The following is a 19,997-nucleotide window of genomic DNA, read 5'->3' as shown; positions in this document are numbered from 1 at the left end:
GGGTAGAACTAGTGGCTTTCACTTGCAGGGGAAAAAGGACAAAAGGAAATTTTTTAGCCTTTATGTCCACCTACCAGCTTGCTTCGGGCAAGTGCTGTGCCTCCTTCCGCATAAGAAACAGCCCAGAGGAGTGAAGATGATCCGTATTTTTTTCGGACTGCGTCCATCACATATCCTAAATTGCGCTTTTGAGGTTTTTTCTGATCAAACAAATTTAACTGCATGATTTCATCACTTACAATATTCGAAAGAGAAATGAGAACTTGCCGAACTGTCTTCCCTTCATAATATTGATCAAATAGTTTTGTACAGATCTCATACAAATCTGAAGTAATATTTGTAGGTTCATCCATTGTATATGCATGGGAGAATCCTCCACCGAATTCTTCACGACTATATCCAATTCCTAATGTAATCGTACGTCCTGCCTTCTTAGCATTACGAGTTCGGCGTGCAACCTCTTCACACATTTCACGAATAACAAATTTAATTTCTTCGACTTTCGTATAATCTCTCATTAATATTTGGCTTTTACCAAAACTAATTTGTCCGTTCATTATTGGCGCACCTAGCTCAGACAGATCTACTCCCCACGCATGATGATATAGTTGATTTCCCATCACTCCGAATTTCTTCTCCAGCAAATGAAGAGGATATTTCGCTAACTGTCCTACGGTAAAAATACCCATTGTATTTAAAGTTCGTTCGGTTCTTTTACCGATTCCCCACATTTCACTAAGAGGACTCACCTGCCATAGTTTTTTTTCTACATCCTCATAAGTCCACTCCGCTATCCCATCTTTTTTTCCTTCTAAATCTAAGCAGAGCTTCGACAAAAGCATGTTCGGTCCAATCCCAATCGAACAAGGTAATTGAAATCGTGCCATAATCTCAGTACGAATTTTTTCGGCAATCTCCCATGCATCCCCCCATAATCTCTTCACTCCATCCACCTTTAAAAAACATTCATCAACACTGTATACATGTAAATCCTCTAAAGGTGCAAATTCATTTAATAACTTTACTATGTTTGTTGAGATTTCTAGATATTTTGACATTGAAGGATTTACAATTTTGATTCGCGGATCTTTTGGTATTTCAAAAACCCTTGATCCTGTTTTAATCCCAAATTCCTTTTTTAATCGTGGGGAGGCTGCAAGTACGATACTTCCTTCTCTCTCCACATCTCCAACAACTGCTAAATAACATCCTAATGGATCTAATTCGAGCATGACCGCAGAACAACTTGCATAAAAGCTCTTCATATCGATGCATAATATCCGATGATGTGGTAACTCTTCATAACAAATGCTCATACATATCACTCCGATTTTCCAAAAAATAGCAGAACTAATGTTCTTATTTTTATTATAAACATATATTAAACGAATATACGTTCGATTTCAATAAAATTTTTTCGCTAGGAACAATACAAAATTTTAGCTATACTAAAATTAGCTTAAGGGAGGAAAGACTAAAAGTGGATGGACAGTTTGTAAAGCAGATGATTAAACGAGCGTTAATGCAATATAGAGGAGAGCACGAACAGTGGATTACAGCTGATATGCTAGATGAACTGTACGATCAAATCGTTACCGAACAATTAAATGATGACCGCGAATTACATGAATTAGTACAAGATATTGTTTACGAATACGTAACAAATTATGCCTAAGCAAGCAAAAAAAACCCGAGAAAGAACGTCCAGTTCTCTCTCGGGTTTTATGAATGGATAAATGATATTTCACTCGTAATTCCATCTTCTTCATCAAAACCAATAATGATTTCCATTGCATAGGATGAAAAACGATGAATCTCTTCCAAGTAAAAACCAATTGCGTCAGATATTTGTTGCTCGAAATAGATTAAATTCCGATGATTAGCTGATACTTCACAGCTTACTCCATCATCTTCATTAAATTGAAATTCAATTTGTACGCTTTCTGGTCGAACCCCTTCCAAATCAGCAGCATATACACAAATCGCATTAGCAACATCTTGTTCATCAAAATAGATTTTCACAAGTCACCTCAGAGGGGAAAGTTAATATCGGTTTCTACGAAAGATTTTCTTAATAAACCAAATAATCACTATTATTACTAAAAAATCTAATAGTAATCCAAAAAATGAAAAACCAAACTGCTGACCACCATAGTAGCCACCAAATGGGTTTAGCATCGAACCAAAAAGAGAGCCTAACCCAAATGCACCTGCATACCCTAAAAAATTCCTTCCAGGACTTCTATAAGATCGATAACTCGACCTAGGTGCTGTTGGTCGATAACTTCTATTAGAACGATACGATCTCCTAATTGCAAGATGCGTTGATGGTTTTTTGCTAGAAACAAAGGAATTAGTATTCACCTTAATACGTTGATGATTATACGTATTACTACTTGCATCAACCGGGATTGACAAAAAAAGCATAAAAAACAAAATCCACATGGATATTAGAGAATTTATTTTTTTCAATATTGACCCTTCTTTCATCATCACATCTTTCTTAGTATGGATTATTTTAATAAAAAAATGTGATAATTAAAGAAGTCTATAACCACTTAATACTTTGTTTTGTGAACAACTGATCCGCTAATAAGTGAGAAAAATAACCGACTGTACCAGCTAACCATAACCCATTTATCATTAAGTCTTTTTGCAGCAAATAGCAAATTCCACTCCAAACAGCTAAAAAGTAAAGAGAATGGGTTGGTCCACGATGCTTTAATCTCGATGAAACAGCAACAAATAATCCAAGCGCAAAGATTGACCAATAACCATAAAAGAAAAACCAACCAATAACTGCAATTAATATGCCTGTTAACATTAATATTGTTTTTAAATTCCGTAGCCAGCTAACACAAACAATAAATAATGTGAGAATACCTACTGCATAAATCCATGATCCAGAATAAATTAACTTCCCTGTTTTCACAACAATAAATAATGTAACTGCTAAAAATAATAAGCTGAAAAGAACTTTTAGCGGCATTGAAACTTTTTTTGTTAATGAACTATTATGATGATCTAAATCAGGAGCTAAACTACTGATTGCACCAACTATAAGTGGGACGGTCATAGAATCATTTTTTGTTGCATACATTGTGACACCAGTTGCAAATAATCCTACAATTACATGACTTTTTCCATCCAAAATATTTACCATCCTTATCTTACATACTCATACTTTTATTATAGTCGGATAAGGTTAGTTTTCATATGAATATATTTACAAATGATGGTAATTTAAGAATAATTAATGTCTTTATATTCATTGACGATTGTTCTTTTTTCTGACAAAATATAGGAAGCTCAATATTATAGAAAACTAGTCGATTGCGAGCCTTTTAGGCGAAGACTAAAGACGTAGTTGCACTTACACTTTATTCCTAGAATTGGCTACCTACATCGAGTAATCGACATCGCTAGCTAATTTATACTTTTTAAAGTGTAGTAAAATACTTTCACAGGTTGCTTTGGGGGAAATTATGCAAGAAAAAGAAATGAGTGTCATTGACCATTTAGATGAGCTTCGAAATCGAATAATAAAAGTTATTGTTGCGTTCGTTATTTTTTTAGGGATTGGATTATATTATACGAAAGCTATATTCAATTTCCTTGTTCAAGATTTGCATGGAAAGCTTCTAGCACTTGGTCCAAGTGATGTCCTTTGGATTTATCTAATGATTGGTGGAGTGTTCGCAATAGCGTGTAGTATCCCTGTCATAGCTTACCAAATATGGGCGTTTGTAAAGCCGGCCTTGCATGTAAAAGAACGAAAAAGCACAATGCTTTACATACCAGCTTTATTCATATTGTTCGTTTGTGGATTAGCATTTGGCTATTATTTCATCTTTCCAAACGTTTTAAAATTTTTACAGGACATCGGAGAAGACTTAGTAACAGTTACATTCACAGCTGAACGCTATTTTAGCTTCTTATTTAACTTAGTTGTTCCTTTTGCGTTTTTCTTTGATTTACCAGTCATTATACTATTTTTAACAAGTATCGGAATCGTATCACCAGCATTTTTAAGAAAATCTCGACGATTTGCATATTTTATCCTTATTATTATCGGAACAGCAATTTCACCGCCTGATTTTGTATCTGATATGATGACAAGCTTACCATTATTAGTTATATACGAACTAAGTATTCTTGTTTCATCAATTGCATATAGAAGACGTATTAAACGCCTACAACATGAATCAGAATAAAAAAAAATGGACAGCAATTAGTATGCTTGTCCATTTTTTTTTTTTGACTATTCCTCATAGTAAAATATGTGATGTATACAAAGTAACAACTAAACCTGAAAAACTATAAATTAACGATGCTTTAATAGCAATTTTTCTTTGAAAATCTTTATGTAAATCATTAAATTCTAATCCAGCAGCACGCAACCATTGATACTGCTGCAGGGGAGTATAACTTACTTTTTTAGCTGTTTTCCAATAAAGGAAGACCGTCGTAACGAATCCTACCATAATAGCAATATTACTAGCCGATGAATCCGAGAGAACACTAACAAGGAACGTCAAAATTACTTGTACAATTAAAATAGCAAAAACGTAAATGAACTTTTTCATGTTAATCCTCCTTATTTAAGCTTATTTAAATTATAACAAAGATGTATTTTTCAGAATAGTAAAAATTTTGTAGAAAGCATGGGTAATTAGAACCAAAAAGACAACAAAAGGATAAGAGAAAGAGTCTGTTTATAAAAGAAAACTTTAAAAGATATTAAAAAATTCTATTCCCTTCTTCCTATTTAGGTTCGTACGTTCGACTTTAAACTTGCACGAAACGAACGCTAGTTCTATAATAAATATAGAAAAAAGATTCCCAAATATATGAGAATCTTTTAGTTTAATTAATTATTAGTTTTTAGTTGGTATCATCTTTCGATTTCGGCACGATGATGATTGTTTCTCCTTTTTTAGAGAACATGTATTGATCACGAGCGTAGTTTGCTATGAAATCCGGATCATTTAATAGTCTAATCTGTCTGTTTAAATCCTTTTCAGTTTTAGCCACTTTTTTTTGTTCGACATGTAATGTTGAAAGTTCATGTTGCTTTGCCAAAGCTATCTTGTTTTGACTAAACATATATATTCCAGACGCGACAATTAAAGACAAAAATAATGTTGTCAAAATGATTCGATGGATTCGTATTGTTTTTCTTTTTTTAGTCTGCGGAAATTGATTACGAGAAGGCTTGTTTAATTCTTCTCTTTGTAGATTATATAGTTTTCGCGCTTCTGCCTTCACGTTAAAAACCTCCTTTAAAAATATTATTCTACTCTAGTTTAACAATTAATATCTTTTTAGAAAAGAAAAAAAAGGTAAAACAAGTAAAAATTTGACTATTTTACACAAAAACTCGTCTTTTTTGTCGAGTTGTATTCGCGTATATTACCAATAAAAAGATACCATTAATTACCTTAATTGATTATTTTTTGAATATTTTAAATTTTTTTAACAAAAGAGGTTGACGAATATTTTCCCATCATGTATATTAAATATAAATTAACTGAATATTTAAACAGTTAAATTTTAGTAATCATGTTATACACATCCCCCCAATCCCTATCACCCAATTAGATAGGGATCTTTTTATGTTCAAAATCACAAGCCAACAAATTACCAATTTAGGGAAAGTTGGATTATAATACTTTTTAAAGGAGGTACGAGAAAATGCAAAAATTAGAAATTGGTGCTGCCCAAGATGCACTTCAAAATTATATAAATCAAACAGTCTATTTACATTTAGAAACTACAAATGGTGCATATGCTAATCACTTTAATGAAAAAGTAATGACAGTAAATGCCTTTATCAGAAATACGAAAGTAGTCATTAGCCGTGCTACGATCACAGGCAAATACCCATACCGTGTGGGATTAAAGCTTGAAGAAGGCTGGGTTGTTGCAGAAGGATTAACTGATTTTGAAGTTGATGACCAAGGTCGCCTCCTACTAGCAGGTCATAATGAGGATGGAAAGCTTGCAATCGCGATACATTTAAGCTATACGCCATTTTAAGAGAGGAGCACTAAAAATGAGTCAAAAACAAGAAAAAGTATTACTTGTGTTCCCTCACCCTGATGATGAAGCTTTTGGGGCTGCTGGAACGATTTCTAAATTTACAAATAAAGGGATTCCAGTTACATACGCTTGTTTAACTTTAGGAGAAATGGGACGAAATATGGGAAATCCATTTTTCGCAACAAGAGAATCACTTCCTACAATACGTAAAAACGAATTAATCGACGCTTGTAGAGAAATGGGAATCCAAGATTTAAGAATGCTAGGATTCCATGATAAAACAATTGAATTCGAAGACCCTGAGGATGTAATTAGTCCAATAAAGGAAATTATCGATGAGATTCAGCCAACATTATTAATTACTTTTTATCCAGAGCATGGTGTTCACCCAGACCATGATGCAACCGCAAGAGCTGCTGTTGAAGCAGTTCGACGAATGGATAAAGAAGATCGTCCTACAGTATGGTGTATTGCCATTACAAAAGAACGCTTTGAAGTTTTAGGGAAACCAGATATCGTGAATGATGTAATGGATGTTGCAACCCAGAAACTAAGAACATTGAAAGCACACCGTTCTCAAACAGAATCGATGCTAAAAGACGTTGTAAAAATCGAAAAATTTGAGGATATACCAGATGATCGATTAAAATCATTTTTTGCGAAGGAATCGTTTTATACCTATCAGTTTGAATAAGCATTTGCCAAAAACAATGTAAGAAGGTAAAAAACTTATATATGTAGAAAGAAAAAGAGATTAAACTATTCTGGAGGTTAATGAAATGTTGAAAATGAGGTATTTAATTTTATATGTTTCAAGTCTAGAAAAATCTCTTACTTTCTACACTGAGTCTTTAGGTCTTCCTATTCGTGGAAATCATGGTACGTATGTGGAATTAGATACTGGCAATACCGTACTTGCTATGATTGAACGTGGTAATGTTCAAGAGCTTACCGGATTAAATTATAAAAATACTGAGGCATCCTCTCAAACCTTTGAAATCGGATTTGTAACTGATGATGTGAATTCTACAATAGAAGATTTACGAACAAAAGGTGTAAACATCATCAAAGAACCAATTACAAAGCCATGGGGTCAAACAGTAGCATATGTAGCAGATCCAGACGGTCATTATATTGAAATTTGTAGTTCAATGGACTAATAAAATAGCGAAAAAATCCATCTCTAAAAACGAGATGGATTTTTTTTACTTACACAAAATTTCTAGTAGAACTATTACGACTAAACTTATAAATAGCAATTAAGAAAAATGCAGCCGCAAAAACTAGAAGGATTAAAATGTTTAAATATAAGCTTCCTAAACTACTTCCTTGTTGTAACTTCGTCAATGTCTCTAACGTCCATCTTTGAGGAAGAAAATCTGCAATTCTTTGCACTGATGACGGCATAATCTCAATTGGCCAGAAACAACCAGAGATCATGACAGTTGGAACAACGATTAAGTTCTGCAATGCTCCAGATGATTTTGAACTATTAGAGAACGCCACAATCATTAATGAAATCCCTACTGAGACCAAAGCAAAAAGCATCATAACAATTGCCGCTTCCCAAAACGGAATATGAATATCGATATGAAACACTTTAGTCATAAAGAGGAGCGTAATAATTACTTGAATAGTCATTACAATCATATTTACTACAACATTTGAGAAAATATATTTTCTAGCATTAATAGGCGCTGACAAAAGTCTGTAGTAAATTCGATTTTCTTTTTCCTTTAAAATAATTTCAGAAAGATTCCCTGCAGACATTAACATAATCATAATCAAAAAGCCTAAACTATATGTCGTCATATTTTCAGACTGAGATGAATCTGATAATGTTTTTGTTGCTACCTTGAAGCTTGCGTTTTGGTAGTTGGAATACATTTGATTAAATTTATTTTGGTCTGTTTTTGCCACTCTACTAATTGCTGAAACATTGTCGATATAATTGTATAAATAAGATTTTACAAAGCTCGTAATTTGAGCACCTTTTATAGAAGATATTTGAATATGATCTGGATTACTAGAACGTACACTATCTGTAAAACCATCATGGAACGAAATAACACAATCAAGTGATCCTGAAGCGATCTTATCATCGGCATCAGAATTGTTTATTATTTCAATACGAACGTTATCTAAGTGTTCTAAAAACTTAATCGTATCATTTGCAATATATTGATAATCTTCATTGACAACTCCAACGTGAACGATCGTTTTATTAGATCCCCCATAAGCAAGAAAGGAAATAAAAATACCAATTAGAGGTACTAAAATATACATAATAATATTTTTCTTATTTTTAAAAGTAGCTCTTAAAGTATTCGAAATTAGCCAAAAAACTGACTGCATCCTACAGCCCCTCCCTTCTTTGTAGAGAAATAGATGCAAAAAATAGAAATAGCAAAGAAAAGCCTATATTAAAGACAAGCGCTGGGATAGCAGCTGACAAGTCGTTTGCATAAATAATTTTTGTAATTGCAGTATTAACCCATGTAAGTGGTGAAAGCTGAGTAATGATTTTTAAAATCCCACTAGTATCGCCCAATTTAAAGTAAGCTCCACCAAAGAATGAAGATAGCTGCACAACAATCATGATGATTGCTCTAGATGATGCATTTGATTTCGTTATATAGCTTACAACCAACCCTAAACTAATGGATAGAAGAACTTCCGTTAATAAAACAATAAAGACTAATAATAAATGGCTACCCCAGTTGGCTTTAAAAAAGAATTTACTGAAATAGACAACTACAATAATGCACAGAAAGTTAGCAACCAAACTTCCAAGTATTTTCCCTATAAAAATCTCAAACTTAGAAATAGGAGAAACGATTAATCGATCTGCAGTTTTTCTAACTCTTTCTCCTGTAATCAATTTACTTGCAGACATAGCTGCATAAAGAACAATCATAGTCGTCATGGCAATCGCGTAATAATCCATTGAACCTGGCTGTTTATTTGATGCAATCGACGTATCCTTAATATAATCATCATGAGAATTACCTAAAAAGACTTCTTTAACTTGAGTTCGATCTATTTTTGCAACTTCAACACTAACATTATATTTATCTACAAATGAAGTTAACATTCCTTGAATCACACTACCCTCAACACTGTTTCCTTCATTGATATAAAGCTTAATTCCGTTATCTTGAATAGAAATATAGCCATCATAATGATTTCGTTTAACTTCTTTTTCACCATTTGTATTACTCGCAGCTTTTTTAAAATGAATTCCAGACTTTTTCGTACCTTTTATTAATTGGTTAAAATACTGCGAAAACTCACCAGTTGTAGATTGATCTTTATATAAAACATGCACATCCTTAATCGGGACGGATGTTGAAAAAGCATTTGAAAGTGAAGTCCCTAAGACAAGCATTAAAATGATTGGAAATGCTAACATAAAAAATAGGTTCCTTACATCTCGAAAGTCACGCTTAATTTCCATGAAAGCAATATTAAAAATATTCAAGCCAATTGCCTCCTTATTAAATAATTTTCCATAAAGTTAATCACGTAAATTTCTACCTGTTAATGTAAGGAAAACAGTTTCTAAGTTAGGCGCATTTTCCTGTAATGAACTGATTTCGATTTCATTATTAATAAAATGTTGAATGATTTTATTTAAATTATTCACACCATTATCTGAAGTAATCGTAATAACATTATCTAAAATATGAACATTCTCAACGCCATTAATTGCTTTTAGCTCCGTAACATCAATATTTTCAGTCGTTTTAACTTCAATTCGAATATCCTTTGTATTCGTAATAATCGATTTAAGCTGTTCCTTCGTTCCTTCAGCGATGATTTTCCCATGGTCAATAATCGAAATACGTGAGCATATTTCTTCAACTTCTTCCATGTAATGGCTCGTATAAATAATTGTACAGCCCATTTCATTAAGCTTACGTACGCTATTAAGAATATAATTTCGTGAATGTGGATCAATCCCAACAGTTGGTTCATCCATAATAATAAGCTTAGGTCGGTGTGCAATCGCACACGCAATATTTAGCCTTCTCTTCATTCCACCAGAGAAATTTTTTGGATATTCCTTAAATTTATCTTCTAACCCTACAAATTGTAATGCTTCTTCTACTCTTTCATTTAGTTCCGAACCTCTTAAACCATAAAGTCCTGCGAAAAATCTAACATTTTCATAGGCAGTTAAATCTTCATAAATAGCTAAGTCCTGAGGTACCATTCCAATATTCATTTTTGCGAACTTACTATTCTTCTTACTGTTTTTACCTAGGATTTCTACAGTACCTTGATTACTTCGAAGTAGCCCTGAAATAATATTAATTGTCGTACTTTTTCCTGCTCCATTTGCTCCAAGAAATCCAAAAATTTCTCCTTCTTCAATTGATAAAGACATATTATCTACTGCTATAAAATCCCCAAACTTTTTAGTTAAATTTTTTATCTCTAAAACTTTCATCCTCTCACCTCTTAAGCTTTGTGTATGATGCTATTATAAGCAAAAGGGTGAACTAATATCAGTGTATTAGTTCACCCTTTTCACATGAGAATATTCATGTTTTTACTTAGGCAAAATCATGATGGACTTAATAGAAATTCATATCACATGATGAAATTATTGGATTGGAAGCAAAGTTGTAACTGAAAAACCATCATGACCATCAACTATTATTTTCCCGTTTATAGCCGCTGTTCTCTCTTCCATCCCAATGATGCCTAAACCTTTTTTAATTTTCACTTTGCCTTTACCATTGTCTTTTACATTAGTTTTTATCATTTTATTCATGACATGTATTTCGATCGAAACCTCTGTAGCATCTGCATATTTCATCGTATTTGTTAAAGCTTCAACTACATTTTCTTGAATTACTTTCCATTGAATTGGCGTAATAAGGTCGAGATTTCCTTTATAGACAAACAATGTTTTTAAATCATGCTTAGCAGAAAATTCATCTATGAATAATTTCATATGATGAATTCCCATTTGTTCAGTTGGAGGCTTCATATTTTTTAAAGTGAGTCTTATGTTTTCAATACCATCCTTTGAAATATTAATCGCATTTTGAAGCAATTCTAATGCTTTATCTTGATTAGTACTCATTAAATGTTTAGCTGCTTCCATTTGATATAGAGCACCTGTCATTGAATGCCCTATTTTATCATGTATTTCTTGAGAAATACGATTTCGTTCCTCCAATTTAAAGGTATATTCCGACTGCTCAATAAACTCATTATGGTTATTTATCTTTTTTGAAAGCTTTTGAATTGTACTCCTCATCTTGTCAATTCGATCTTCTTTAAACCGTAATCTGGTGTTATACAAATTAACAATCGAAAAGACGATAAAACTAAATAATGAAATTAATCCATAAATAGGCTGTAAAGAATTAGGTAAGTAGAAGATTGGAAGTATTGCAAGAAAACAACTAATCCATTTTTTCGAAGTAAAAAAAGAAACGAGCTCTAAGATAGACATTGGCAGTAGTAAAAGAAATAATGGCTGAATCTTTAAATTGGAATAGACAATTAAACAAATTGATAGGATTAATAAAAATTTTATCAATGATCTATTTTTTATTAAATAAAGACTAATATTTAAACAAAAATAAACAAGTAATGCAAAAAGTACCCAAGAGAAATTAGGAATTTCTTTTTGAATACAAATTAAAGCTATATACAAAATAACAGAAAGCTTATTTAATATAATCCAACGCTCCATATGTAACTCCTTCGCGTTAGTCTACTTTCCCAGTAATATAGAAAATAGCAATTTGTGTCCGATGTTCTAGCCCTGTTTTTCCGAGAATTGAAGTAATATAATTAGCAACTGTTCCTTCAGAAATATAAATTTGCTTAGAAATTTCCTTATTCGAAAACCCTTTTGCGATTAAAGCCATTACATCTAACTCTCTTTGGGTAAACAAACTCGTATCTATTTTCGTATCTGCTATATTCGCATTGCTTGTTAAATTCGTTCTAATTTTATCTAGTACTAAATCTTGCATAATTGTATTCCCATGATAAACACTTTTGATCGCTTCTCGAATTCGTTCTGGATCATTATTTTTTAATAAATAGCCCTTTGCACCATTTTTCACAGCATCAATAATGTACTCATCATCATCAAAAGTCGTTAAAATAAGTGGCTTTGTTTTAGTTTGCTCGGAAATATGCTTCGTAGCTTCTACACCATTCATATTTGGCATTCGAACATCTAAAAGCGCAACATCTACTTCATTATTTTGACAATATATTAACGCTTCATTCCCATCATTTACGGTTTCCAATACTTCAAACTCTTCATAAGAGCTCAATATGATTTTAAGACCTTCTCTAATAAATGAATTATCATCAGCAATAATTAATTTTATTTTCATTTGAATAGAGGGAGAAAATTTCTACCTCGTTTTCACATCCTTTATCCCATGAATTATATTTCCATTATATACCACTATTGACTAAATACCATGAGAACAAGATTAATCTTATTGATTTCACAAAATAAATCACTTAATTACATAATTTTATTGTTTTACAAAGTCTTGACGTATTCATTAATAAAAAGGTAAACAAAACACACGAACTCTCACTTTGTGACTAATTTCACAATTTATTCAATAGTTAAAGTAAAATTTCTCGAAAAATTTAGTAAAATTTAATTGAGCGCTCTGTTAAATTTTACTAAAAAATGTTTGCCATTTATCTTATTTGTTTATACTTCTGTCGTTTTCAAAAAAGTTACAAATAAGTTAATACTTTAATTAACGCCGGCTAAAATGAGGTAACCTTTTTCCTTATTAAATAAGAAAACATTACAAGTCTTATTACAGGAGAAAAATAAGTTCATGAAAAAGCTTAATACTAAAAAAATACTTATTACATTTATATTGGTGTTCCTAACTAGTAGTTGTAATTCCTCTAATAAGACATTTTTATTGAGAGGTACATTTGCGTGTAATGAACTGCCATTTGTATCAATGGTCTTTGATCCAGAAAATGACTATACATTTTATTATTATTACGCTGATTTACAAGGTAATGGAAAATTAGATAAAGGAACATTTTTAAGAAAATCTGATTCCCAATATATAATAAAAAGTTCAATTTTTAAGGACATAGAAGTCACTTATAAAAATAGTGGTTTCAAGATTATGATAAATGAAAAAGCATATTACTTTAAACAAATCGATGCAAACCCAAGTATCCAAACAAATTATGAAAGTAGGAAGTTTGATTATGAAAAAAATAGTAAGTCTACTAGTCTTTTTAAGCATCTTAATTTCTTCAACCTCAATTAATGCACAAGAAATTCCAACTGAAGAGACAAGCCAAGAAGCTTTTGTAATACCTGTACCTCAAGAAGAAATTGATAGAGAAGAACAACAACAATTAGAACAACAAAATAGTAAAGGAAGAACTCCATTATATGAGTATAAAACTGAACTAGTGGGAACTCAAATAGCAAAAAAGGTCAAAATTGGTTATGCAGAAGGTCAACCGCCAAAAGGGACTATATTTCACTCACCAGGAAGTTTTTATTGGTCAAATAGTGGAAGTAAAATTACAGTTACAATATCCGTTGCATACGGTGCTTATTCAATAGGAGTAACTCCAGGAAGTATAAGTGGTACTGGGGTTGTAGTAAAATCGCCATATACTGGAAAAGCAGTTAAACTTTTAATTCATAAGGATATTGAAGTAAAAAAATATAAGCAATATAGAAAAACTGTTATGGGTAGCGGAAAATGGGAATATGTAGGTGATGTATATACAAAGGTACCTGTATTAAATCATTTTACTGTAGTAAAAGTATAAATCATAATACGCTCCACAATAATAGGAAGAAAAATACAACCATAAAAACTAGAAAGCTCAGAGATCTGGGCTTTTTTTGACTGATAGGTATGATTATGTGCTCAAAATCCAATGATTAAAATTGCTATTTGAAGATATAACAATAATCCATAATTACACTACTAAGACCCGAAATCATTCTAAAATTATTGAAAAAAATCCCAATGCATATGCAAAAGGGATTCAATAACACTTACTTATTTTCAATTAATACTTTACCAAATTGTACTTCATCATTTTCAAAGTAATCATGAGCTTCTTTCACTTGATTAAATGTAAAAGATTTTGGATTGATTAACGGTTTTAGCTTACCTTCTTCAACTAAAGTAGCAATTTTATTTAAAATAGCACTATGTTCTTTACGCCCTTCCTCAGTTTTTTGAGTAAGCAGAATAAAAATTACATGTAAAGATAAAGATTTGTTATGTAAAGGTGTTAAATCATGCGTCGAACGTGCTGCAATTGCTAAAACAGTACCTTTTGGTTTAACTGCAATAAATGATTTATCTAGGTTTTCTTTTCCGACAGTATCAAAAACAAGATCAAAGCCTTGCCCTTCAGTTAGGCGGTTTACATATTCTTGGACGGTCTCTTCCTTATAATTAATGACGTGGTCTGCACCTAGCTTTTTAACTAAGTCCGCTTTTTCATTCGACGAAACAGTTGTCGTAACAGTAGCTCCAAAAGCTTTCGCCAACTGAATAGCTAGATGACCAACACCACCTGCCCCGCCATGAATTAAAATATGATCACCTTGTTTTAAATTACCTCTGTCAAAAAGTGCCTCCCATGCAGTAATAGCTGTTAATGGTAAACTTGCCGCTTCTTGAATTGGTAAATTTTTTGGAGCTTTAGCAATTACTGATTCTTCTATTAAAAAATAATCTGAAAGAGTGCCAGTAAAGACATTTAAACCGAAAACAAAATCTCCAACTGAAAAACGTGAAACATTTTCACCCACTTCAACAACTTCACCAGAAAAATCACTATGTAAAATCATCGGAAAATTAGGATGGAACGCATTTGGTACAATCCCTTTTCTAATCTTTGTATCAATCGGATTGATACTAGTCGCAGAAACTTTAACTAAAACTTGATGACCAGATGGCTTCGGTATTGAAAGTTCAACATTTTTAAACTCAGAGCTATCTCCATATTGATGAATGACAATTGCTTTCATAATAGCCTCCTCTTTCGAAATAGAAAATATTATTAAGTCATTGTAGCATACAACAGATCGAAAAAAATACAATTTTGACCTCAAATTGAATCATAAGGTTTTGATTATAATGGTTAAAAATTTATAATTTATATTGTTTTTTCACATTGATTCAGTATAATCAATATTAATCTTTTAATCTTATTCATGGAGGAAAATGACTATGGTAAACAAATTAGAGGAATTAAATGAGAGAAATACGTTAAACCATAGAAATATTGTAAAGTATGTAAAACACGTCTTTGATGAGTTAGACTTAAAAGTTAAAAGATTTCGTGAAGAAACAGCAATTAAGGCAGCTCATCATGCAAAGCCAGATTTAGAAGAAGAAAAATTATTTTATAACAATATTCACCATATGAAGACGTTACTAATTGACGTATTAGAACGTACTACTGAAGATCTTGAACATGCTGGAGATAAAAACTGGAATAAAAACTTTAAAGATGGCGTACAAGCTTAATTTTAAATAAAAACGTATTTTCTCTATAAATAAGGATAGGAGGGTATTTAAACCTTCCTATCCTTTTGATTATTACTTTCTTTCCGGCTTCAAATTTCTTACATAATTTTTCAATACAAAAAATACACTTTCATCAATTGGAATATTTATTCCAAATCCATCACTTTTTTCAAGCGAAACAAAACCATGGAGCAAACTTCTTAAACCTCTAACCGCATGAATAAGTTCAATGTCAGTTAAATTATACGGTTTCAATACTTCATAGATTAAGTTCAATATTTTATTTCCAGTTAATCGATACTCATCTCCTGGTGTTTGAGACGGAGATAATGTAGCTTTGTATAAACCAGGATGAGTTCTAGCATAATCAAGATAAGCAAAAGCTAATGCAAAAATTGCTTTCTCATTATTTTTACCTTCAACCGAATCACGAAGTTTTTCATAAAGCTGTGTAATCCCATGTAATGCAACACTATTTTTTAGTTCATCCAAATTCTTAATATGATTATAAATCGATGGTGGTTGAATCGTTAGCTTCTTAGCAAGATAACTAATCGTTAAAGCCTCCCACCCTTCTGTATCAACAATTTTAATTGAAGTTCTCAGTAATTCATTAAAATTCAATCCAATTCTTGGCGACATTGCTTATACCCCTTCACTTACTGCTTTATAAGAGCACGGTCAATCGCTTCTTGTGGATGGCTTAACATCGTACCATGACCGACTGCTAATAATGTAGGTTTTAATTCACTAATTTTCTTAGCACTATTTAATGCAGCACCTTTATTCCATGTTGCCATAGATGGAAAAGGAAATAAAATTCTTAATTGACCAGAGATCGCAAAGCCACCTCTTAATGAAAAAGCATCACCAGCGATAATGGCATTTGTACGTTGATCTAAAAATGCCATTGAACCAGGTGTATGACCTGGAACTTCAACTGCTATTAAAGACCCAATAGTGTCTCCTTCCTGTAGTAAACGATCCGGAATGGTTTGGATATTTTTAGGAACGCTACCTTTTATAGGAGTATTTGGCTCATTAGCTTCTAAACTAGAGTCTCCTTTTAATAATTTTGCATCTCGTTTTGAAATGGAGACGACTGCATCTGGAAGTAGTGATTTTAATTGATCAAGCGATCCAACATGGTCACCGTGCGCATGCGTTAAAACGATATTCGTAATTTTTTTGCCTATTTGATTAGCTGTATTAATAATTTTAGTCGCACTAAAAGATAGCGCTGTATCAATTAACGTAAGCTCATTTTCTTCTTCAACTAAAAAACAATTCACAGGAAAGAAATTGGGTAAAAAGCTCAACTCATAAAGATAGTTATTTTTCGTAATCTTCATATTATACCCTCCTAATAATAAAAACTAATACCTTTAGTTTTATAATACTAAAGGTATTAGTTTTTGTGAACAAAAATTCCAAATTTACATAAAAATCGTTAAAATGACCAAAAAACCCTTCCATCCAAGATGAAAGGGTTATACATTATAATTATTTTCTAGATAAATCCATCTCTTTATAAGAAACAACTTTTGTTTTGTGTTTAACTTTATAACCTAACCAAACAATTAAGAAAACAGGAATACCGATGTAAGAAACAAGTACACTTTGCCAATCGATAACTTTACCTGTAAATGCTTGATAGTTTTGAGCTAGCACTATAAATAAACAAGCTAAGAAAGCTAAAATTGGTCCAAGCGGGAACCATTTTGCACGGTAAGGTAAGTCATTCAAATCTTTACCTTGAGCAACATAAGCTTTACGGAAACGGTAATGAGAAATCGCAATACCTAACCAAGCAAGGAAACCTGATAATCCTGATAAATTTAGTAACCAATTATACACTTGACCTTCACCGAAGAATGAAGATAAACAAGCCAATGAACCAACTGCAAGTGTCACATATAAAGCATTTGTAGGAACACCATTTTTATTTACTTTTGTTAAGAATTTAGGAGCTTTTCCTTCAATTGCTAAAGTATATAACATACGAGTTGAAGCGTATGTTCCACTATTACCTGCCGATAAAACTGATGTTAAAATAACTGCATTCATTACAGAAGCCGCAAATGCTACACCTAATTTTTCAAATACTAAAGTAAATGGACTAACTGCAACGTCGCCTCTTATTAAATCAGGATCTGTATAAGGAATTAATAAACCAATTACGATGATAGCTAAAACATAAAATAAAAGGATACGCCAGAAAATTTGACGAATTGCTTTTGGAACATTTTTTTCTGGATGTTCTGTCTCCCCTGCCGCAACACCGATTAACTCTGTACCTTGGAATGAGAAACCTGCAACAATAAAGATCGATAGTACACCTAGAAATCCATTATGAAACGGAGCATCTCCAACAGTAAAGTTTTTGAAACCTGCATGATGTCCACTTATAATGCCAAAAATCATTGCAATACCAACAACTAAAAAGACAACTACAGTTACAACTTTAATTAATGAAAACCAAAACTCTGATTCACCATAACCTTTAACTGAAAGTAAATTTAAACCTAATATAATAACTAAAAAGATTCCGCTCCATAATACTGCTGGAGAATGAGGGAACCAATATTTCATCAGCATTGCTGAAGCTAATAATTCAAATGCTAGAGTGATTGCCCAGTTATACCAATAATTCCAACCCATAGCAAAACCAAATGCTGGATCAACGTAGCGAGACCCATAAGTACTAAATGAACCGGAAACAGGTAAATAAGTCGCCATCTCACCTAAACTAGTCATTAAGAAATAAACCATAATACCAATTAATCCGTATGCTAAAACAGCTCCTCCAGGACCAGCTTCACTAATTGAATTTCCACTAGCTAAAAATAAACCTGTCCCAATTGAACCACCAATTGAAATCATTGTTAAATGTCTTGCTTTTAGGCCCCTTTTTAAAGAACCATCGTGAGTATTCGATACCACTTTATCATTTTTAGGGTTTGTTAGTCCCATCTTGTTTTCCTCCTCTTCATTCTTGCAATCTTATCTTAACGCGAGAATATGGGACGGTATAAAAGTGTTGTATGATGTGTATTTTACTCAGTTTTTTCGGCAATATGTAAAGAATGGAAAATCTGGTAAAATACAAAAAACACGTGAAGCAATGTTCACGTGTTTAAGACTCATTATATGTGTCAAACAGCATCAACATCTCTTCAATAGCCCTCCACAAGAAATCTTGTGACAGTCCTATGCTTATTCAGCAATAGGCCCAGTAATAAATTTAAATGGTTAAATTATTACTTCGGCAGTTTCACCTTTAATTACTTTTCACAGGTACCATAAACCTCATAGTAACGACTAATCAAAACTGCGCCTCTATCCATACGAGATAAAGATTATATTAAATTAATTTTTATAAATTCAATATACAATCTATTAATCTAGTTTGTCAATAGATTTTTCGACAAAAATAGACTCTACTTAAGAGATGCATTGCTTGATTTTCGCTTTAGGATGCTCATGCCTTGTACCCAGCACATATGTTTTTGTATAATAATTCTATGTAATTCAAAGGAGGAATTTTTCACATGACAATTTATAAAGCATTGACACTTGCGGGGTCTGATAGTAGTGGTGGCGCGGGATTACAAGCTGATATTAAAACATTTCAGGAACGTAATGTTTATGGCATGAGTGCAATTACAACTTTAGTAGCGATGGATCCTCATAATCATTGGCATCATCAAGTATTTCCAATTGATATAGATACAATTGCAGCACAATTAGAAACAATCGTTGTTGGCGTTGGAATTCAGGCAATGAAAACAGGTATGCTTGGTTCAACTGAAATAATTGAGTTAGCTGCAAAAACAATAAAAAAACATAATATTGATCGAGTTGTTGTAGATCCAGTTATGATTTGTAAAGGAAATGACGAGGCTCTTCACCCAGAGACGAATGATGCATTAAGAGAAATTTTAGTACCACTTTCAACTGTTGTAACGCCAAATTTATTTGAGGCAGCTCAATTAGCTAAAATGCCTCCAATCTGCACTGTTGAACAAATGGAAGAAGCAGCACGCAAAATCCATGAATTAGGTGCTAAATATGTTTTAGTTAAAGGTGGAAGCAAAATTCAGCATGAAAATGCAATAGATGTATTATTTGATGGTGAAAAAATCGAGCATCTAGAATCTGACAGAATTGAAACTACATATACTCACGGTGCGGGTTGTACTTATTCTGCAGCGATTTGTGCAGAGCTTGCTAAAGGAGCAGAACCAAGAGAAGCAATCTACACTGCAAAGAAATTTATTACTGAAGCAATTCGTCACTCATTCCCACTTAATCAATACGTTGGCCCAACAAACCACATGGCATATCGATTACATGGAGAAGGCTAATAACAAATAATGGGGCAGTCTCATAAGTCAGATTAACTGACGCATGGGGCGCCCTTTT

At 32.5% G+C, this 19,997-nt stretch carries 24 protein-coding genes and 1 riboswitch; of the genes, 9 read left to right on the top strand and 15 right to left on the bottom strand.

Going from position 1 to position 19,997, the window contains the following annotated elements; all coding sequences use genetic code 11:
- Positions 1-53: 53 nt before the first annotated feature.
- On the bottom strand, positions 54-1,316 hold the full coding sequence (locus tag EP747_RS03860) for a Y-family DNA polymerase (protein ID WP_129688606.1): 1,263 nt from the start codon (positions 1,314-1,316) through the stop codon (positions 54-56).
- Positions 1,317-1,480: 164 nt separating this feature from the next.
- Here EP747_RS03860 and EP747_RS03855 point away from each other — a divergent pair, with 164 nt between their 5' ends.
- Positions 1,481-1,675 (top strand): YqzH family protein, encoded by a 195-nt coding sequence (locus tag EP747_RS03855; protein ID WP_129688605.1) that lies wholly within the window; start codon positions 1,481-1,483, stop codon positions 1,673-1,675.
- A gap of 47 nt (positions 1,676-1,722) precedes the next feature.
- Here EP747_RS03855 and EP747_RS03850 read toward each other — a convergent pair whose 3' ends face one another.
- The 3 genes from EP747_RS03850 to EP747_RS03840 all read right to left on the bottom strand — a co-directional run bounded on the left by EP747_RS03850 (position 1,723) and on the right by EP747_RS03840 (position 3,151).
- Positions 1,723-2,022, bottom strand: coding sequence for a DUF2653 family protein (locus tag EP747_RS03850; protein WP_129688604.1), 300 nt, complete (start codon positions 2,020-2,022; stop codon positions 1,723-1,725).
- 21 nt (positions 2,023-2,043) lie between these two features.
- Positions 2,044-2,427 carry a hypothetical protein gene (locus EP747_RS03845; protein ID WP_129688603.1) on the bottom strand — a complete coding sequence of 128 codons (384 nt, stop codon included), beginning with the start codon at positions 2,425-2,427 and terminating at the stop codon, positions 2,044-2,046.
- Positions 2,428-2,548: 121 nt separating this feature from the next.
- Positions 2,549-3,151 (bottom strand): metal-dependent hydrolase, encoded by a 603-nt coding sequence (locus EP747_RS03840; protein WP_165346822.1) that lies wholly within the window; start codon positions 3,149-3,151, stop codon positions 2,549-2,551.
- Positions 3,152-3,485: 334 nt separating this feature from the next.
- Here EP747_RS03840 and tatC point away from each other — a divergent pair, with 334 nt between their 5' ends.
- Positions 3,486-4,214 (top strand): twin-arginine translocase subunit TatC, encoded by a 729-nt coding sequence (tatC, locus tag EP747_RS03835; protein WP_129688601.1) that lies wholly within the window; start codon positions 3,486-3,488, stop codon positions 4,212-4,214.
- Positions 4,215-4,268: 54 nt separating this feature from the next.
- Here the strand turns inward: tatC and EP747_RS03830 are convergent, their stop codons facing one another.
- Both EP747_RS03830 and EP747_RS03825 read right to left on the bottom strand, forming a co-directional pair.
- Positions 4,269-4,586 (bottom strand): hypothetical protein, encoded by a 318-nt coding sequence (locus EP747_RS03830; RefSeq protein WP_129688600.1) that lies wholly within the window; start codon positions 4,584-4,586, stop codon positions 4,269-4,271.
- A 298-nt stretch (positions 4,587-4,884) separates the two neighbouring features.
- Complete coding sequence (locus tag EP747_RS03825; RefSeq protein ID WP_129688599.1) at positions 4,885-5,268, bottom strand: FtsB family cell division protein; 384 nt, start codon at positions 5,266-5,268, stop codon at positions 4,885-4,887.
- Positions 5,269-5,694: 426 nt separating this feature from the next.
- Between EP747_RS03825 and EP747_RS03820 the strand changes: the two genes are divergently transcribed.
- From EP747_RS03820 to EP747_RS03810, 3 genes are all read left to right on the top strand, one after another.
- Complete coding sequence (locus EP747_RS03820; RefSeq protein WP_088010818.1) at positions 5,695-6,039, top strand: YojF family protein; 345 nt, start codon at positions 5,695-5,697, stop codon at positions 6,037-6,039.
- Between the two features lie 16 nt (positions 6,040-6,055).
- Positions 6,056-6,736, top strand: coding sequence for a bacillithiol biosynthesis deacetylase BshB2 (bshB2, locus tag EP747_RS03815; RefSeq protein ID WP_129688598.1), 681 nt, complete (start codon positions 6,056-6,058; stop codon positions 6,734-6,736).
- Positions 6,737-6,821: 85 nt separating this feature from the next.
- Positions 6,822-7,202 carry a VOC family protein gene (locus tag EP747_RS03810; RefSeq protein ID WP_129688597.1) on the top strand — a complete coding sequence of 127 codons (381 nt, stop codon included), beginning with the start codon at positions 6,822-6,824 and terminating at the stop codon, positions 7,200-7,202.
- 49 nt (positions 7,203-7,251) lie between these two features.
- Here EP747_RS03810 and EP747_RS03805 read toward each other — a convergent pair whose 3' ends face one another.
- From EP747_RS03805 to EP747_RS03785, 5 genes are all read right to left on the bottom strand, one after another.
- Positions 7,252-8,397: an ABC transporter permease gene (locus tag EP747_RS03805; RefSeq protein ID WP_129688596.1), complete on the bottom strand. Its 1,146-nt coding sequence runs from the start codon at positions 8,395-8,397 to the stop codon at positions 7,252-7,254.
- Between the two features lies 1 nt (position 8,398).
- Entirely contained in the window at positions 8,399-9,523 is a 1,125-nt protein-coding gene (locus EP747_RS03800; RefSeq protein WP_129688595.1) for an ABC transporter permease, read from the bottom strand.
- A gap of 36 nt (positions 9,524-9,559) precedes the next feature.
- Positions 9,560-10,495, bottom strand: coding sequence for an ABC transporter ATP-binding protein (locus tag EP747_RS03795; protein ID WP_129688594.1), 936 nt, complete (start codon positions 10,493-10,495; stop codon positions 9,560-9,562).
- Between the two features lie 156 nt (positions 10,496-10,651).
- The gene (locus tag EP747_RS03790) at positions 10,652-11,755 is read right to left on the bottom strand and encodes a sensor histidine kinase (protein ID WP_129688593.1); all 1,104 of its coding nucleotides are present in this window, start codon (positions 11,753-11,755) and stop codon (positions 10,652-10,654) included.
- Between the two features lie 16 nt (positions 11,756-11,771).
- Positions 11,772-12,413, bottom strand: coding sequence for a response regulator transcription factor (locus EP747_RS03785; protein WP_129688592.1), 642 nt, complete (start codon positions 12,411-12,413; stop codon positions 11,772-11,774).
- 468 nt (positions 12,414-12,881) lie between these two features.
- On the opposite strand from EP747_RS03785, the gene EP747_RS03780 reads away from it, so the two are divergent.
- Positions 12,882-13,334: a hypothetical protein gene (locus EP747_RS03780; protein ID WP_129688591.1), complete on the top strand. Its 453-nt coding sequence runs from the start codon at positions 12,882-12,884 to the stop codon at positions 13,332-13,334.
- Positions 13,273-13,851: a hypothetical protein gene (locus EP747_RS03775; RefSeq protein ID WP_129688590.1), complete on the top strand. Its 579-nt coding sequence runs from the start codon at positions 13,273-13,275 to the stop codon at positions 13,849-13,851. Before EP747_RS03780 ends, EP747_RS03775 begins: the two co-directional genes overlap by 62 nt.
- A 232-nt stretch (positions 13,852-14,083) precedes the next feature.
- Here EP747_RS03775 and EP747_RS03770 read toward each other — a convergent pair whose 3' ends face one another.
- On the bottom strand, positions 14,084-15,070 hold the full coding sequence (locus EP747_RS03770) for a zinc-dependent alcohol dehydrogenase family protein (RefSeq protein WP_129688589.1): 987 nt from the start codon (positions 15,068-15,070) through the stop codon (positions 14,084-14,086).
- 202 nt (positions 15,071-15,272) lie between these two features.
- On the opposite strand from EP747_RS03770, the gene EP747_RS03765 reads away from it, so the two are divergent.
- Positions 15,273-15,572, top strand: a complete 300-nt coding sequence (locus EP747_RS03765; RefSeq protein ID WP_129688588.1) for a hypothetical protein — start codon at positions 15,273-15,275, stop codon at positions 15,570-15,572.
- Between the two features lie 72 nt (positions 15,573-15,644).
- On the opposite strand, the gene EP747_RS03760 is transcribed toward EP747_RS03765, so the two are convergent.
- From EP747_RS03760 to EP747_RS03750, 3 genes are all read right to left on the bottom strand, one after another.
- The gene (locus tag EP747_RS03760) at positions 15,645-16,214 is read right to left on the bottom strand and encodes a TetR/AcrR family transcriptional regulator (protein WP_129688587.1); all 570 of its coding nucleotides are present in this window, start codon (positions 16,212-16,214) and stop codon (positions 15,645-15,647) included.
- 17 nt (positions 16,215-16,231) lie between these two features.
- On the bottom strand, positions 16,232-16,924 hold the full coding sequence (locus tag EP747_RS03755) for an MBL fold metallo-hydrolase (protein ID WP_129688586.1): 693 nt from the start codon (positions 16,922-16,924) through the stop codon (positions 16,232-16,234).
- Between the two features lie 151 nt (positions 16,925-17,075).
- A complete protein-coding gene (locus tag EP747_RS03750; protein ID WP_129688585.1) occupies positions 17,076-18,545 on the bottom strand; it encodes an amino acid permease in 1,470 nt (489 codons plus the stop codon).
- Between the two features lie 199 nt (positions 18,546-18,744).
- Positions 18,745-18,922, bottom strand: a riboswitch (Lysine riboswitch).
- 201 nt (positions 18,923-19,123) lie between these two features.
- On the opposite strand from EP747_RS03750, the gene pdxK reads away from it, so the two are divergent.
- Positions 19,124-19,939, top strand: a complete 816-nt coding sequence (gene pdxK / locus EP747_RS03745; RefSeq protein WP_098429334.1) for a pyridoxine/pyridoxal/pyridoxamine kinase — start codon at positions 19,124-19,126, stop codon at positions 19,937-19,939.
- The last annotated feature ends 58 nt before the right edge of the window (positions 19,940-19,997 follow it).

It is taken from the genome of Gottfriedia acidiceleris, assembly GCF_004138285.1.
In the GTDB taxonomy this organism is placed as follows: domain Bacteria; phylum Bacillota; class Bacilli; order Bacillales; family Bacillaceae_G; genus Gottfriedia; species Gottfriedia acidiceleris_A.
The sequence above is the reverse complement of the archived record's forward strand: the minus strand, read 5'-3'. Positions and strand labels throughout refer to the sequence as shown.